At 45.7% G+C, this 14597-nt stretch carries 12 protein-coding genes; all 12 read right to left on the bottom strand.

Annotated elements, in window-relative coordinates:
• Window positions 1-19: 19 nt before the first annotated feature.
• The 12 genes from AC0B60_RS07000 to AC0B60_RS07055 all read right to left on the bottom strand — a co-directional run bounded on the left by AC0B60_RS07000 (window position 20) and on the right by AC0B60_RS07055 (window position 14557).
• On the bottom strand, window positions 20-1243 hold the full coding sequence (locus tag AC0B60_RS07000) for a glycosyltransferase family 4 protein (RefSeq protein WP_465085037.1): 1224 nt from the start codon (window positions 1241-1243) through the stop codon (window positions 20-22).
• Window positions 1240-2313: a non-hydrolyzing UDP-N-acetylglucosamine 2-epimerase gene (wecB, locus tag AC0B60_RS07005; RefSeq protein ID WP_465085038.1), complete on the bottom strand. Its 1074-nt coding sequence runs from the start codon at window positions 2311-2313 to the stop codon at window positions 1240-1242. The genes AC0B60_RS07000 and wecB overlap by 4 nt, the downstream gene beginning before the upstream one ends.
• Before the next feature lie 9 nt (window positions 2314-2322).
• Entirely contained in the window at window positions 2323-3432 is a 1110-nt protein-coding gene (locus tag AC0B60_RS07010) for a glycosyltransferase family 4 protein (RefSeq protein ID WP_465085039.1), read from the bottom strand.
• A complete protein-coding gene (locus AC0B60_RS07015) occupies window positions 3429-4361 on the bottom strand; it encodes a D-glucuronyl C5-epimerase family protein (RefSeq protein ID WP_465085040.1) in 933 nt (310 codons plus the stop codon). Before AC0B60_RS07015 ends, AC0B60_RS07010 begins: the two co-directional genes overlap by 4 nt.
• Window positions 4348-5481: a glycosyltransferase gene (locus AC0B60_RS07020; protein ID WP_465085041.1), complete on the bottom strand. Its 1134-nt coding sequence runs from the start codon at window positions 5479-5481 to the stop codon at window positions 4348-4350. Before AC0B60_RS07020 ends, AC0B60_RS07015 begins: the two co-directional genes overlap by 14 nt.
• The gene (locus tag AC0B60_RS07025; RefSeq protein ID WP_465085042.1) at window positions 5444-6715 is read right to left on the bottom strand and encodes an O-antigen polymerase; all 1272 of its coding nucleotides are present in this window, start codon (window positions 6713-6715) and stop codon (window positions 5444-5446) included. The genes AC0B60_RS07020 and AC0B60_RS07025 overlap by 38 nt, the downstream gene beginning before the upstream one ends.
• 681 nt (window positions 6716-7396) lie before the next feature.
• Window positions 7397-8641: a hypothetical protein gene (locus AC0B60_RS07030; protein ID WP_465085043.1), complete on the bottom strand. Its 1245-nt coding sequence runs from the start codon at window positions 8639-8641 to the stop codon at window positions 7397-7399.
• A complete protein-coding gene (locus tag AC0B60_RS07035) occupies window positions 8634-10049 on the bottom strand; it encodes a polysaccharide deacetylase family protein (RefSeq protein WP_465085044.1) in 1416 nt (471 codons plus the stop codon). Before AC0B60_RS07035 ends, AC0B60_RS07030 begins: the two co-directional genes overlap by 8 nt.
• Window positions 10046-10966, bottom strand: a complete 921-nt coding sequence (locus AC0B60_RS07040) for a GNAT family N-acetyltransferase (RefSeq protein WP_465085045.1) — start codon at window positions 10964-10966, stop codon at window positions 10046-10048. The genes AC0B60_RS07035 and AC0B60_RS07040 overlap by 4 nt, the downstream gene beginning before the upstream one ends.
• Window positions 10966-11910, bottom strand: a complete 945-nt coding sequence (locus AC0B60_RS07045) for a sulfotransferase family protein (RefSeq protein WP_465085046.1) — start codon at window positions 11908-11910, stop codon at window positions 10966-10968. The genes AC0B60_RS07040 and AC0B60_RS07045 overlap by 1 nt, the downstream gene beginning before the upstream one ends.
• Window positions 11911-11940: 30 nt before the next feature.
• A complete protein-coding gene (locus tag AC0B60_RS07050; protein WP_465085047.1) occupies window positions 11941-13173 on the bottom strand; it encodes an oligosaccharide flippase family protein in 1233 nt (410 codons plus the stop codon).
• A 304-nt stretch (window positions 13174-13477) separates the two neighbouring features.
• Window positions 13478-14557, bottom strand: a complete 1080-nt coding sequence (locus AC0B60_RS07055; protein WP_465085048.1) for a DegT/DnrJ/EryC1/StrS family aminotransferase — start codon at window positions 14555-14557, stop codon at window positions 13478-13480.
• Window positions 14558-14597: the final 40 nt, after the last annotated feature.

Raw genomic sequence — 14597 nt, forward strand, 5'->3', positions numbered from 1 at the left:
GAATTTACCGATAAAGAAATTATTCAAAGAGTACATTCGACAACCTATCTGCCAGTTGCCCATATTCATATTGCTCTAGAGCGGCATTGCGCCCATTTTCTCCCATGGTCGCCCTCTCCTCTGGAGCCATAGAGTAGAGCTTTAGTACGGCCTCAGCCAACTGTTCTGCATTCTCTGCAGGAATCTGGATGCCCGCACCTATGTCTTCAACCGGTCTGTATCGGCCAGATTCAATTCCGTAAATAATTGGCTTTCCCGAATACAGATAATCGAATAGCTTATTAGGGGACACCCCAAAGCGGAACAATGGATCCTTTGACAGGCCGATGTAACACCCATCGAAACGCGCCAACATAGCCTGTATTTCAACCTTTGGAATTGGATCGACAAAATGGACATTGGTTAGCCCTTTTTCAGAGACCAACTGCCGCAAACCAGGCTTCTCCTTACCGTCGCCGACCAGCACAAAGCAGATATCAGTATGATTCTTCAACTGCTCTGCTGCGTATACCAAAGTATTCAGCGCATTCGCCAACCCGAGTGTACCAGTGTAACCAATAGTAAATTTACCTTCCGGCACTTGACTGAGCGCCTTAGAATTCAACGGACTCTTCAGACTGACTTCATCAATGGAAAAGCCGTTGGGGACCCAAGTGAACTTCTCGCGGGCCATGCCACGACTCACCATGTGTTCAACGGAGTTTCTGAGATTGGATACCACTGCGTTTGAATCGCGGTAGGCTCGATCCTCAACCCATTGCATCAACCGAATCAAAGGGTTTTTAGGAGAATGCCCACCTAGCTCGGTAAGAGTCAATGGCCATATATCACGTACTTCGAAAACCAACCTGGCATTAAATTTCTTTGCCAGCGATTGGGCGCCCAGAAACGACAGTGGCGAAGGCGAGGAGCAAAGTATTGCATTCGGCTTATCCGGTATTACTTGTCCGAGTTTGCGCAACCGCCATGGAAACAGAAGCCAATTAAGCACGCGCTTTTTACTGTGCGCATGACCATAAGATGGCATTTTGACCCAAACAAATTTAAAGCCATCAACCTCTTCCAACTGAAAAGTCCCATCAAAAACTGGCTTTTCTCGCAGCAGATGATGAGAGGCAGAGCCTATGAGATAGACCTTATACCCTTTCTTTGCCATCTCGCGGGCCATGTAGTAATGCCTCCCTCCCAGAGCTGTGGCCGGAGTGGAGGCATACTGATTAATAACCCATACGGTCTTGCTCATGAGTTCGCCTTCACCAACTCATCTACAATCCGTTGCGAGGCTTCTCCGCCCCCGTACAACTGATCAGTATCTTTAACCATACGCCCAAGGTTGTTGGTCGTCGCATTAACAATTTTCTGCTGATCTGCACCAACTAATTCATTAGCACCTACCTCAACAAGTTCCACCCATTCGGTCTGGTCGCGCATGGTTACGCATGCTTTGCCAAAGAAAAACGCCTCTTTCTGCACACCGCCGCTATCTGTCAACACCAACTGACAATGGTCGAGCAACCAAACCATTTCGAAATAACCAACGGGGTCTATCAGATGAACATCAAGTTTCAGGCCCTGCTCCGCGATAAGCTTCCGGGTACGCGGATGAAGAGGCAGAACGACAGGCGCTACGGTATTATGTATTTGGTTCAGAGCGTGAATGATATTCGACAGCCTCTGAGGGTTGTCCGTATTTTCAGCTCGATGCAGTGTCGCCAGAACAAACTCTCCTGGCAGTTCATCGCCAACAGGGGCAGCCGCCTTTTCTGCAAACAACAGCGCCGCATCCTGCATAACATCCCCTACCTGAATCACCTTTGTAGGCTTACTGGCAAATCCCTCACTTTCAAGGTTCCGAACTGACGTGTTTGTTGGGCAAAAAAGCAGATCACTAATCTGATCAGTAAGAATGCGGTTTATCTCTTCAGGCATTTGCATATTGAAACTGCGCAGTCCCGCTTCAACGTGAGCGACAGGAATGTGCAACTTAGCCGCCGCCAAAGCCCCAGCCAACGTGGAGTTTGTATCCCCATACACAAGAACCCGATCAGGCTTATGCTCCATAAGCGCCTTTTCAATCTCGGCCAGCATCCTTCCCGTCATTTCACCATGGCTGCCGCCATGGATATCTAACTGAATATCCGGCCTTGGGATCGCCAATTGATTGAAAAAGATGTCTGACATGTTCGCATCAAAATGTTGGCCTGTGTGCAACATTATCTCTTCGATGCCATCGGTCTGCTGAACAGCCCGGGAAACTACGCTGGCTTTGATGAATTGAGGGCGTGCGCCAATAATGGTGAGAATTCGAAACATAACATTTCTTTACTTGCCAAGGGATTGATAAAAATCGAGCAGCTTACGCTCCTCGATACTCCAATTGTAACGTTCCATCACTGCCTTCTGGCCATTCCGGCCCATTTGTTCTGCCTCCGCCGGATGCGTAACCAGGTAATCGACTGCATCTGCAATCGCCCCAGGGTCAAGGGGATCGACGCAAATGCCGCATTGATTACCCTCGATGATTTGCTTCCAGAGAGCAAAATGTGACCCAATGACAGGGACACCTGCACTCATGTACTCAAACATCTTATTGGGTTGTGCATCCTGGTGATTCGGCACAGGTAAAAAAGTAACCAAACCACCAACACTCTTCCCGAGCACATCACGGACTTCTTCGCGGCCAACAAACCCTAATGCGTCTACCTTTTTCCAGCCTGGCAGAATGTGGACTCTCTGCTCTACCGAAGGCTCTCCGAACCCGCCCGCCAACTTCAAGCGCGCTCCTGAGGTTACCTGACCCATAGCCTCAACAACCTGTTCAACACCTCGGATTGCCCCAACACCACCAACATACGCCACTTGGGACGCCTTTTGTGTCCAATCAATCTGTTCCCCAGAAAGCTCTCCAATTAACGGAAAGTTATTAATATTGACCGAGCGAATTCCCATCGCACTGAATTTGTCACTTATAAAAGGCGTGGCCGCCACAACAGCATCCAGTCGGCGACACGCCCAACGCTCATAGACAGAGAATACCTTCGAAAGGAGCCATCGAGAGGGTTTATTTAAATATGGCTTACTTAGTAGTTGCTTTGGTAAATCCTCATGAGCGTCAAAAATGACGGTCTTGCCAAGTTTTTTAAGTTTCAGACCGATGGGGATAAGCTCGGGATCATGTAGGTGATAGACATCGGCATCGAGTTCCAGTGCCTTCCGCAACACCCTCCCAGGAGCGTTTCGTATCCGGCCCAACCGTCCAGCAGAGCTCCCCACATCGTGAATGGCAACTCCATCTTTGGTCTCGTCGCCTTTTCCATCAGCAACTACCAAGGAAACAGATAAACCGGAATTACTGAGAGACCTACATTCTTTGAGGAAAATTCGGGTGTCGTATCTGCCGTGAACACTTGTTAAATGAGAAACTGAAATCATCTCTGCGTCCGGTTTAACAATCTGAATAGCACCTTACCTAAAAGGGCACGTATCCTTACTGGTAAGCAATTTAGTCCCCGCTCCCAAGAAGAAATAACTCTTCGAATCTCAGGCATTTCATTGCGCGCACATACCCATGCCAACTGAGAAATATGCAAATTATGATACGAAGGAGTACAGAAATTCTTTCCTCCTGCAACAGCTGGGTCCTCATATAAGGACCAACTACCATTGCACCATAAGTGGATATTATTCTTCAGCGTTTCAATGAGTTGCATATAAAGTGAAATATGCCTGTTACTCTCGCTAACGTCGCTAAACTCCGCAAGACCAATCATTGCGTAAAGGAAGCCATTCATTACATGGGTGGGTTTTCTTGAGGGGTACTCTTCCAAAAACAAGGAGCCACAATCAAATTTTGATTGAACACCGCCTTCAGGTATGGATAAAAAGAAAGGCCTCAGTGATTTTTCTGCATGCTCAAGATAGGCACTATTATTGGTAATCCTGTAGGCGCGGACTAGTACACTGGCAGCCTCACCTTGAGCCATACATGAAATCCAGGGCGCTTTGATATCGTTCCAATCAAATTGGTATTCATACCTCGCTTCATCAAAACCTATAAACCAATCTGCACACTTGAGAAAAGTGTCTCTGTTGCGCTCGGAACCGGTCTCAACAAAGTTGCTGTAATTTGCAAGAGCATAAGCAGCTACTCTAGTTGGGTTATATTGCTTACCAACTGACTGGTATATTTTGTAAGGTATTCCTTGGCCATCAATTGGTTTGTAATAGAACCCGAAATCATCCAAGGTAAAAGCCAGAGAAATTGGATATAGATTTGCGTTTGGATCATCGTTAAATGAAAACTCATCGGTTCCAACCAAATATTTTTGTAGATCACGCAGGATTTTCCTAGATATTTTCATAAACAGCCTTCAGAACCTTCTCCTGCTCTTCCCAGCAATATTTTTTGCGAGCCTTAAAAACATTCCTTTGGATCGCAGCATAATTCTGTCCCAAGGAATCGATAACAGCTTGGCGAAAGCTTTCAACGGTATTTTCCTGAGCAACAATACCGACTCCTTCGCTTTCTACAAGCCTACGAACTTCGTACAAATTAGATGTCAAAATAGGAAGGCCAGCCATTAAATACTCGAATATTTTATTTGGGGAGCAGTATCGATGGTTCAAACATGTATCTTCGTAGAAGAGTATTCCATAATCTGCAGAGCTCGTATACCTTAGCAGAACCTCTTGCCTAACGGCGGGATGGAAGAAGATGGTTTTATATTCACTTGCCTTATTCCTAATAGCGCCCTCCAGTGGTCCGTATCCCATGCAAACCAGAACATTCTCATCCCTATCAAGATTAGAAAAGGCATCCAGAATCGTTTCTATACCCCTTCCTCCTTTAAGCCCTCCCTGATACAGAAAAATTTTCTGATCAGGCCTAATACCCAAGCTTTCTCGAAACAGGTTCTCTTTAACCTGATTAACAAACATCGGGCAATTCAAAACCAGGTGGGGCTTTTTAATTCCATAATCTTGACTGTAGCACTGTGCAATCGAATCACTCACTGTTAATACAGAATCAGAAAATTTAACGAGATACCTTTCAAAAAATTTTAGTATCTTTTTCTCAAAACCGGACATGGAGTCCCGCTCCGTTTCATACTCATGGCAATCATAAATTACCGCCACGTCGTTCTTAGAAATTCGCTTCAAAAAATAACCGATCGGCAAAGCGCTAAGATCGTTGCAGTGGACGATGTCTACTCTATTTCGATACCTTATTAAAGCCCGAACCAAAAACTCGAAATACTTGAGTAACTGAACGACTCTAGTCTTGGGCAGCTTCTTTGTTATGAGTTTAATTCGTGAAACTTTAAAACCATTAAAACTCTCACTCTCTGGAAGGTCATCCATGTGAAGAGCAGCCACTTCTAGTGAGTGCCCTCTGTTCACTAGACTTCGTGTAGTTTTAAATACCCTCACGTCATTGGTGAAGTTATTGAGAACAACATTCAGAACTTTTTTTGTATACATTTAAAATCATCTTCCAAACAAAGTATAAAAACAAAACAGCGAAAACCCAGAAGTCAATAACCCCAAATGGATCACGGACGGAAAAACTATACGTTGAAACCGCGAGATAGACCCAAATCACAAATCCTAAAGGATTTCTGTTCTTCTTTAAAATTAAATGCAACAAAATAAAATAACTAAAAACAATTATTGAATTTAAAAGTAACCCAATAAACCCAAAGTTTGCGTATAAGAATCCAACAGAAGGTGCCGGAACGGTTCCATCAGGCTTACCGGCAATAAGGTTCATTAACAAATTCGAAAGGTAAACCGTCTCAAATTCAAACAGACCTTTGGGGTTAGGCAGCGATGCGCCCATCAAAAAGGGAATTTCGGATCCGAAATTGTTTAATACAAAATCTAACGAGGTGATATATGGCACCAAAACTCTCTGGAAAATCATCGCCAATAGCTCGATCAAGCTATACTTTTCAACTCCAATATAAAAAACATAGGTAGCTAACAGAAGACCTAATGAGACAAAAAATGGCAGAATAAAAACTTGAGCAACTGTCTTCCTCGAAAAAAAATAAAATATTAGGAATAATGACAATATAAAAACAACCATGTGAGATTTGTGTAAAAAAGAAAAACTCAACAAACAATATATAAATACTGAAGCCCAAAACACAGATTTAGGGAATATAGTTACTTTATATAAAAAAGCGCCTAGAAGCGTGGCTATACCAGGCAGAAGAATAAAGAAAACATCATACCTCTTATAGTCATCTCCATATGTTACGGACATCCTCAATGAATATAAATCAGAAGATCTTCCCGACAAGCCCAATGAGTCAAACAAAGGCGGCAAACCAAACAGAGAAACATACGCAAACACACCCAAACTTGAGGCAATCCATAAAAGATAAAAGAAACCTAAAGCTCCCCTCGTGTCCAAAGTCCTTATTAGTTGATCTTTTCTCTCCTTACCATTAGCGACGACACAGAACATTATGACAGGAAAAACCATCATTAAAAGCGCAACAAGATAACTAAGGCTATATGAAAAGGAATAGTTCCCTAACACCAGAACATCATTAACCAAAGGAATACCGGCAACAAGAAAAAGCCAGACGAAGAAAAGATATATCAGCACCGGAATATAAATAATCCCTTTCCTCATCAAGAGATAAAATATCGGGACCACCGTAATTATATTCGCTACAAAATAATATGCTGCCTCACCAATACCCATCAAATCTCTATACTCAATTCATAAAACATCAAAGCATTACTCCATTGAACCATTTCAGCTTTATTTTTTTAGAAAATTTCGGAAATTATCTTTGCGTTATTGATAATAGTACTTCAAATAAACGTATAAAATATCAGTTGTTTTTCTGATCGAATTTGACATCTTTTATTGATTTTTCACATGAACTTTATGATTAAATACCTTATACATTAATGCTACCCAAGCCAAACATTGTTACTGGAGCATTTCCTCATACTCAACAACATACCCATCAGAAACGGAACTATCAATATAAACATTAAAAGCTCGGGGATTTCGTAACCTATGGAAACCTTAAGCGCCTGTCCAACCAAGACAACAATTTCATTTAACGAACGTGACAAATATACCTAAGTAAAAACAACGAAATACCCGAAGCCTTGAATAGCAGAGAATGAAGCAGTTTCTATACCTGGCGCTCAGAGAAAAGAGGCAAGAGAATAGAGTGGGTAGGCAACCACGGTCATAAAAAATAAAGACAATTGCCACCTATCCACCGCTCATAAGGCATATCGTAACCAACCATCAGCACCAAGAATATAATAAACAACCCCATGAATGCCGAAACGCCAACAACGGACAGATTAGTTGGCACGCCAAGCTCTACAACTGCAGCCGACCATATAGCCACAATTAGTAATTTCATACTGATAACGAAAGTATTGAATAAAACATCCAAGCCCAAGCCCAACGCGGCATCGGTGTCGTATTCCGCCAAACATACTGATCCCCCACTACTCGAACTTCGCTATCAAATTGCAGGAATCTTTCATTCCATAGGCACTGGACTGATTTTCCGATACTTTCCCGATACTTTACCGCGTCCGGCGCTGGAATCTGGTCCTTGAATTGACTATAGACGAGCGAAGCTTCAGCCACCGAGTGTGCCTGAATATGGTGGTTTGAATTTGCGAACTTAGGTACGCCGTGCGATTTGATGAACATGCTCTGATATTGCCCAAGCCCTGCATTAACCCACCGACGTGCTCTCGACTCTAGATTTTGATCAGTAATATACGGCACCAGTTGGTCCAGTGCTCTAAGGACAAACCCCGAATGGTAGTTGTCCACCGTATTGTTGGGAGTCGGAGGACCGGCGTATCGGAGCACACCCACTTTGTCAAAATCGTTCAAAGTGTAGCTCACGCATTTTGTAACGATGTCGTTGTAGGCCTCCAACGTCGGCTCAATCCAGGCAGCCCGAGACAACAGTAACGCAACGAAAATATTGGCATTGTGAACATAATATCGGGCAGCAGGGTTATAACTGAAGCAACACTCCAAATCGTTCTCAAGGCGAGGGAGGTTTTCCAAACAGGCCCTAGCGGCAGAGCAAATCATACCGTCTGCTGACGTAAATTGGTCGCGCCACTGCCATAGCGCTTCACAGCAGAATACAGTATTAATCGTACCCAGGACCGTTTGGGGGATAGGCGTTCCATGGATCTCGTACTGAAAATCGGGTGTCCAGGCCCCTAGTTCCTGGTTTTGGCGCTCGACCAACCAATCAAAGAGTGCCCGCGCGGTTTCTTCCAATTCCACTGGGTCACAAATGTCTGGCCTGTTTCTCAGATGAGCCAGACCCGATAACGTTAAAGCAGCGGCTTTGGTGCTTGTGATTTCCGGAAGGGCAAAAAGATTCACAATGTATCCCCCTCCCCAGCCTATCGCGATGCTGAAGGCCTTGTTCCAAGCCCGGTGGACAACCCCATTCCCTCGGGCACGAAATCGCCGCAGGTTGGATGAGTAGTACGAACCAGGATCGATGCCACGAAATTCACTGTCAAGCAACATGTCGAGTGTCCGTTGCAGCATGTCAGAAATGTCGCGTTGAAGAGCAAAATGCTCCAAAGGCCCCTTGATTCTAAGTCTTGGAAACCTACCCATCAATAAGCTCCACGGAATGCTTGACGATTGTTTCGTATACACGCTCCCACCCTGACCAATCACCGTGAAGCGATGAATTGTGCCAAAGTAAGCTGAAGGTGCCGCCATACTTTTTACAGAGGTTTGCCAGGTAAATCGCCTTGTCAGCGGCTTGGTCGGGCTCGAGAGCTTCATTGAAGCCCGCTTTCAGAGCCCCATCCATCACGATCAATGGCGTTTCCCTCACATTGATTTCACAACGGTTTTCTAGGTCGAAAAGGGGGTACGTGTGGCAGGTTCCCGCCCTGAACCCATTGCGATCAGGGAAGCCTAGAGTACCATCGCCCAAAATGCAGTTCTGTTGCCAGATCCGCCATGTGGATGGCACTTCCATGCGCAGGTAATGTTGTCTTATCTGATAAACCTTTACACCTAAACTGTCTTCCACATATCGCTTTTCAGTTGCAAACCGATCGGAATCATTATATGTATGATATCCCGGATGGAATCCGATTCTATGGCCCCTTTCCTCCGCTGCCGATAGCATCAAGCGCAGCGGTTTTTTGCCGGCATCATAGCCATCGTCGTGTAATCCACCCATTGACCCCATGACGTTTATTTGACTGCGTAACCCGTACTTTTCCGTAGTGCTCAGTAGTGTTTCCATCCCAGCGAAAAACGGATCGAATCGAGGCCCCCTTGTACGCCGCAGGCCCTGTATTAACCACTCGGTGGCCAATCGACAATCACGACGTTTCAGCAAGTGCGCCAAAAAGCCCTTAATGAAGAGAGGGAAACTGACAAAGCGAAAGGGGCGATCCAAGTCATGAGTAACATTCACTGAGTAGACATTGCGCTTGCATATTATTGACGGGTCGAGTTTCTGAATGAGCCCGCGAAGCAAGGCTACGTATTCATCAACCAACGGACGCATTTCAAACCCATTTATCACAGCCAATGAGCTGCGGCTGTCATATCGTTGATGGTTATCGAAATTAGGAGAGGCCGCTTCTTCGTAACGTGAAAGCATAAAAAAGATGGCACCCAGTAAATCAAAGTAGACCTCTAGACTCTCTGGGTTGTTTTGCCCCCATGATCGGCTGTGCCGGCGTACCGTTTCTCCCGCAAAAAGTATGGGCAGCTCCGAATCTGTGAGGGCCTCACTCAAAACTTCGTCGTTAATCACTACTCTAGGTAGTGGACACACAGGAATTACACTTCTCGCCAACCAGTCATTCTCTGGAGTCTGGAATAGGATGTCCTCAACGACAATAAAGTGATTGTTGGGTAAGGTGATAAAAGTAACAGAAGCATCGTTGTCGGTTCGGAAAACAGGCTCATACTCCAGTCCCAGAACCTGCTTGAACACAAAATCTAAAACATAACACCTTTCGCGCCGGTAGGTATCCGGCATGTGGACAACGATCATCGACGGCCCCCAACAAGCCTTGCCAATTCCTTGATAAGACGTCTCAATGCTGCCTTACGGCTTTCCTTGGATATTCGAAGATACGGAACCTGTCTACCCCCGAAAGCCCTGAAAAAACGCTCAATGCCCTCAACCATTGAACCTTCGAAATTAAACGGAAGCCCCTTCTCAACTGCAGCCTGAATTCCATGCCATAGCAACAGTGAAGTAGCGCCACTATTCCTTAAATCAGGGTCGCCCCCGCCCAGGAGATAGTGCATAGCATCCTCATTCCACACAAAATAGGCGGCGGCATGGACTCTTCCTTCGTCATCTTCAGCCACCAGAAGAAGGCGCTGAGAACGATCTACCAGAGCTTTGTCCAACCTGATAACAGTTTCGTTGGAATAAGCCTTTGTCTTATTTTGACGCTGGAATGTCTTATCGATCTGATTCAATAGTATCGACACATCGTCATGTTCGCTGACCTTTACCGTCCGCTCGGCCTTTTTTATATCGGTCCGAATTTTCGGCAGAAGCCCTTTCCATACTTCCTCAATGTCGCTTCCCGATTGCAAGACATAGGTATAGCCAACCGAGACGTCAAAGCCATGCCAAATAAATGGCAATCCATTCATAAATGATGGATCAAGGTTCAATGTCAGAGTGTCATATTTTGGAAGCTGCTCTAGTAGCCCTTCCACGATATCCTTCTGCTGGGAAAGCTGCTTGGCATATTTTGCATTGCTCGGTTCGATCCAGGGACCGATAAATTGTGATAGAGGTGGCATTACGCCTCTTCGCAGTCCCCCTGATTGTTTTACGACATAGGCCATCCTGGCCTTTTCCTTTTTGTCGGCACAGATGGTTGCCAATCCGTGGGAAGACCCGGCCACTGCCTCCAGCCACCAAGGCTCTATAAAGATCGAACCGATCATCAAGCTTCCTCGCTTCGTGAATGGTAAACAGCAAGAGCCTTGCTGAGCGCTATATAGTCGGCGTTTGAAACAGATTTTGCCGGCCCTGGTTCGAACGATGAGGGAGGCTTTTGTTGCCAGGTAACACGAATGTCTCTACTCTCCAGAAAGCTCCTAACAGTATGCAGTGCCCGTTCAGGTTCACGACACAATGATGTATAATCCAAATCAAAAAAGCGTTCACGTCCTTTGGCAACACGTTGCTCATCGATCTCACAGTACACGTCTTCAACTTGTCTTATTATTTGCTCGGCCCAATGCATATTGTCTGGAATTCCATAAGGCGGGGGAAGGGGTAGAGACCACCACTTTGCACGCCCTCCTCCAGTTTTTTCCCTTGCTCGCAATATGGATTGAGCAACTTCTAGAGGCGCACGTCGGATAACAATAAATACCGCATCTGGAAATACTTCTTTCAAAATGCCAATGCGCGCACAGTGATATACGTTCTTAAAAAGAATTGGTTTATTCTTAACTGTTTCAAGAAATAATAAAAACTTTCTCATTTCTTTGCTACGCGAAGCCCCAAGCCCACCACCTCGGACATATACGCAATCACCAGCAGGGAACCATCGATACCAAAATCGTCCTGCTTCATGAGGGCCAAACCGTCCAGGCGTTTTTCCGTACTTCGACGAGAACTGCATAGCCTGGGAAGAGCTCCTATCAAGAAACCTAGCTATAACTGCTGATAATCCCGGGGCATAGGAACGTTGGGCTTCAAAATTTGTGATATAACCAAAATCAAAACAGGCTGTTAACAGCTGATATGCGAGCGTTGTTCCCGATCGTGGCGGACCAATGATAAATATGGGGCCACCGAAATGAAGCCCTGATCGTGTTCTGCTTAAATTCACCAGCTGCTTATCAAGGCAGGTGATCGTTTTTTTGACAATTTGCTTCATACTATTTTCATTCACTCAAAAATCAATAAATCAATTTAATTCACGCAATAAAAGGCTATGTTGCAGTGCGTACCCCAATGCCAATCCCAAGGAAAATCCCGCTGCAATGCCCTCAGCCCCCAAGAACCAAAAACCGACGCCCATTCCGGAAAACAGCAGAACCAGTCGAACGATACTAAGCCCCAAAAACAAGCTATTTCTTTTCAAGATCCAAAAAACGGGCCCAAAAGGTGATACAGAAAACTGAATCCAAAGGCCAGGAATTAATAACTGAGCGAACCTTCCGGCAGCTTTCCATTCCTCTCCAAATACAACTGGATAAATAAAGGGAGACACTAAAAATGCCACTAAAAATGGCCCCGTTCCCCAATAAATGAGGCGCTTAACACGACTTAAATAAATGTGTCGAATTCTGGACACATCCATTTCAGAAAATTCTTTGAAATTCACATCTGAAACACTACGTGTCAGCAAGCTCATTGGTAAAACCAGCATACGGTGGGCAAGATAAAGTTGGCCAACGACAGCAGCAGAAGCAAGTGCTCCCCCCAGAACCATCAGCCCCTGGCTAATCAAGGAAGTACATAGCGAAGCGGCAATCATGTACTTGGGAAAGTCTTTGTTCCTTCGCCAGGCGACTCTTACACTGGCCAAGCTAGTTCGGAATGCTAGCTTTAAATCTCTTGAGAGCGCATAAGCTAACCAACAGACCCTAAAAGCAAGGGAAAAAACTGCGCCCAAGGTTAGACCCATCTGCCACCCCGCCAGCCCCATTGCTGCTTGTCCACCTCCCTGCACGCCAGAATGCCCCACGCGAGAGGCTGCCATGAAGCCAAAATAGCCGCGCTTTAACGCCAGATGACGAAGCGCTATCTCCAACCCCGTTAATGTGACTGCAACCCCAATAATCCCTCCCCAATTTCTTAGCACTGTTAAATGTGTAGAGGCGTTACCGCTCAGCCATTCCAGCGGAATACCGAGAGATATAACTGTTAGAACACCGCCCGCCACAGCTGACAATACACTTATCATCAGTAAAAGAGAGCGCTGTTCTCTTGCGCTACCAGCGACCACAACTCCTCGCTCGAAACGCAATGTCGCAAAGACACTTAAAATAGCCACTAAGGACAAAAATATCCCAAACTGACCAAAAGCTTCAGGGGTATATAGCCTGGTTAATATCGGGGAAATGGCTACGGTAATTACCTGACCAGCAGTGTTTCCAGACATCAAAGTTAAAAGACGTTTCTTATAAAGAGACATTATTTTTCTTGGTGCTAAAGTTGGTATGAAATTAGTAGTACTTGACTTAATTTGGGCATTATTTCAAAAGCCAACTTATACTAATAGTAGATAACTATTTTCACTCACACCCATGCATACTTCCCTCCCTATTTCATTGGAATTTCATGTCTGCTTTCACAGTAAAATTATTTAGCTGGCAGAAGTTAAATTTACGAGCCTGGATAAAAAGTAACGGCCTATGCGGGTTTGAAGTAAAAAGCCATCACAGCGTACACAGTGATGGCTCTTAATCGTTGAATATGGCGCAAGCAGGTAGCTTCACTCATGACATGAACGCCCCCACTACCCTCATCTGGTCCTCTTCGTTCAAATAAGGGTGCATAGGCAGACTTAACACCTGCTCAGCCATCTTGTCACCAACCGGAAGATTTGCCGCTACATCTGCCACCGCAGGCTGTTTGTTCAGTGGAATGGGGTAGTGAACGGCGGTGGGTATACCTGCTTTCTTCAGTTTAACCTGAACGGTTTCGCGATTGTCTGCCCGGATAGTATATTGCGCCCAGGCAGATAAGTTGTGTTCATCCACGAACGGTGCGGTAACGATACCGGCTTCGTTCAGGCGGCGATTATATTCGTCTGCCACCTTGTTACGCAGTTGGATTTCTTCTTCCAGCAACTCCAGCTTGGGCAGCAGAATCGCGGCTTGCAGGGTATCTAAGCGACTGTTCACCCCTACACGGATGTGGTGATAGCGCCTATCCTGGCCATGACGCGCAATCTGGCGCAATACGATGGCTAATTCATCATCGTTGGTGAAAATCGCCCCACCGTCGCCATAGCACCCCAAGGGTTTGCTCGGGAAGAAACTGGTGCAGCCAATGGCGGTCAGGTTGCAGGATTTCTTGCCCTTGTAGCTGGCGCCGAAGCTTTGAGCACCGTCTTCAATCACCGGTATACCGTGTTTCCCGGCTATAGCGTTGATGGTGTCGAAATCTGCACACTGGCCGTAGAGGGAGACCGGGATAATAGCCTTGGTGCGCGGTGTGATAGCCGCTTCAAGCAGTTCCGGATTCAGGTTGTAGGTTCTCGGATCTATATCTACGTAAACGGGTTTGGCGCCCAGAACGGCGGGGGTTTCGGCAGTGGCGATGTAGCTGAAGCCGGGGACAATCACTTCGTCGCCAGGGACAACGCCAACAGCCATCTGGGCGATTTGCAGAGCGTCTGTGCCGTTGGCTACCGTTATGCAGTGTTTGGCACCGCAGTAAAGGGCAAGCTTTTCTTCAAGTTCCGCCACTTCTGGGCCGAGGATGTACTTACCGTGGGATAGAACTTTTTTTATGTTGGCGTCTATCTTGTCCTTAATTCTGGCTTGCTGGGCTGCCAAGTCTACAAACTGCATACAGAATCAACCTTTAGAAATAACAATAGATTTAACCGAA

The sequence above is a fragment of the Marinobacter sp. V34 genome (assembly GCF_055524115.1).

Bases quoted from the DNA above. Each gene is read 5' to 3' on its own strand.
- AC0B60_RS07000 (WP_465085037.1), bottom strand. From the start codon at position 1,243: ATGAGCAAGACCGTATGGGTTATTAATCAGTATGCCTCCACTCCGGCC.
- wecB (WP_465085038.1), bottom strand. From the start codon at position 2,313: ATGTTTCGAATTCTCACCATTATTGGCGCACGCCCTCAATTCATCAAA.
- AC0B60_RS07010 (WP_465085039.1), bottom strand. From the start codon at position 3,432: ATGATTTCAGTTTCTCATTTAACAAGTGTTCACGGCAGATACGACACC.
- AC0B60_RS07015 (WP_465085040.1), bottom strand. From the start codon at position 4,361: ATGAAAATATCTAGGAAAATCCTGCGTGATCTACAAAAATATTTGGTT.
- AC0B60_RS07020 (WP_465085041.1), bottom strand. From the start codon at position 5,481: ATGTATACAAAAAAAGTTCTGAATGTTGTTCTCAATAACTTCACCAAT.
- AC0B60_RS07025 (WP_465085042.1), bottom strand. From the start codon at position 6,715: ATGGGTATTGGTGAGGCAGCATATTATTTTGTAGCGAATATAATTACG.
- AC0B60_RS07030 (WP_465085043.1), bottom strand. From the start codon at position 8,641: ATGGGTAGGTTTCCAAGACTTAGAATCAAGGGGCCTTTGGAGCATTTT.
- AC0B60_RS07035 (WP_465085044.1), bottom strand. From the start codon at position 10,049: ATGATCGTTGTCCACATGCCGGATACCTACCGGCGCGAAAGGTGTTAT.
- AC0B60_RS07040 (WP_465085045.1), bottom strand. From the start codon at position 10,966: ATGATCGGTTCGATCTTTATAGAGCCTTGGTGGCTGGAGGCAGTGGCC.
- AC0B60_RS07045 (WP_465085046.1), bottom strand. From the start codon at position 11,910: ATGAAGCAAATTGTCAAAAAAACGATCACCTGCCTTGATAAGCAGCTG.
- AC0B60_RS07050 (WP_465085047.1), bottom strand. From the start codon at position 13,173: ATGTCTCTTTATAAGAAACGTCTTTTAACTTTGATGTCTGGAAACACT.
- AC0B60_RS07055 (WP_465085048.1), bottom strand. From the start codon at position 14,557: ATGCAGTTTGTAGACTTGGCAGCCCAGCAAGCCAGAATTAAGGACAAG.